The sequence below is a fragment of the Aeromonas sp. QDB62 genome, from assembly GCF_027705695.1.
In the GTDB taxonomy this organism is placed as follows: Bacteria; Pseudomonadota; Gammaproteobacteria; order Enterobacterales; family Aeromonadaceae; genus Aeromonas; species Aeromonas allosaccharophila.
In genome coordinates this window covers 1-1417 of record NZ_JAPDCD010000114.1, presented here as the reverse complement: position 1 = coordinate 1417, position 1417 = coordinate 1, and the positions used below count along the sequence as shown (strand labels likewise).

The following is a 1417-nucleotide window of genomic DNA, read 5'->3' as shown; positions in this document are numbered from 1 at the left end:
CGTACGTGTGAACTCGTCCGTCATCAAGAGAGCCGTAGCCTAATGGGATGGTCTGCTCCACCCACCCCGCTATGCTGTAGCCAGCATCAAGGAGGCTCATCATGACTCAAGCGCAGATTTACATTTACGGGATCGATTTAGGCAAAAATTGGTTTCACCTGGTGGCGATGGATCGCATGGGGCATGTATTGACCAAGCAAAAGCTCACGCGTTCACAACTGAAACAGTTCATTAGCACGACCCCACCCTGTCGGGTCGCCTTCGAGGCATGTCCTGGTTCACAATACTGGGGGCGCCTGTTTCAACAGGCGGGGTTCGAACCCAAGATTATCCCTGCCCAATTTGTGAAGCCCTACCTCAAATCAAACAAGAATGACTTCAACGATGCTACCGCCATTGCCGAGGCTGGTAGCAGAGGCACTATGCGCTGTGTCCCGTTGAAATCTCATGAGCAACTGGCATTGCAGGCGACTCATCGCGTCCGTCAGCGTTTCATCGTCGAACGTACCGCTACTGTCAATCAGATGCGAGCGTTGCTGCTGGAATATGGGCTCACCGTGCCAGTCGGCAGAAAAGTCTTCGAGCGCTCTCTGCCGACGATCCTTGAAGATGCCGAGAATGGCTTGCCTGACTTTATCCGTGCCCTGGTATTACGCCTGAGAGAACGGTGGCAACAGCTGGATATTCAGATTGATGACATGAGCCTCATGCTCGGACAAGCCTCAAGCGCATCAGGTTTGTGCCAAAAAATCAGTACCGTCCCCGGCATTGGACCGATTGTCTCAACCGCGTTGATTGCCGCGATTGGCAATGGCTCACAATTCAAGAAAGCCCGCGACCTGTCAGCCTGGTTGGGGCTGGTTCCCAGGCAATACTCAACGGGCGGCAAATCTTCGCTCGGCGGGATCAGTAAGCGTGGCAATAGCTATTTAAGGCAAATGGTTATTCAAGGCGCCAAAGCGCTAAAAATTCACATGAAGCGTGACAAATCATCGTTAGGCGAATGGGTCGCCAGGCTAGAGGTCGGCCATCACCACCATGTGGTCCTTATCGCCCTGGCCAACAAGATAATGCGAATTTGCTGGAAAGTGCTGACATCCGGCATGGATTACCAACCGTATCCCAACACAAGTTCAGCCGTCTAACTGATAGAACTCATACCCGGTTTTGCGAGCCAAAAACAGATGACAGAAGCGTTCACCCCACGACGTTGCAGCCTGGCTAAAAAAGCAGTCTCTCATGACTGGTAGCTTTATTAGGACGACGACGTGCGGATCCCATCAAGGCCAGAGCCGGAAAACAGCTCACAGACAGGCCGGATACATTGACGCAAACGACTTCTGGAAATCAGCTCAAGCTTGCAGATAAGGAGCAGACCATACATTTTTTAGAATGTCCTTTTCGCGCTCGAGCCGAT

1 protein-coding gene is annotated in these 1417 nt (G+C 52.2%); it reads left to right on the top strand.

The window, feature by feature from the left end:
• Nucleotides 1-101 precede the first annotated feature (101 nt).
• A complete protein-coding gene (locus tag OKC27_RS22655) occupies nt 102-1145 on the top strand; it encodes an IS110 family transposase (RefSeq protein ID WP_270806746.1) in 1044 nt (347 codons plus the stop codon).
• The last annotated feature ends 272 nt before the right edge of the window (nt 1146-1417 follow it).

What these genes read in the sequence shown, in the direction of transcription:
- OKC27_RS22655 (WP_270806746.1), top strand. Translation starts at nt 102, where the DNA reads ATGACTCAAGCGCAGATTTACATTTACGGGATCGATTTAGGCAAAAAT.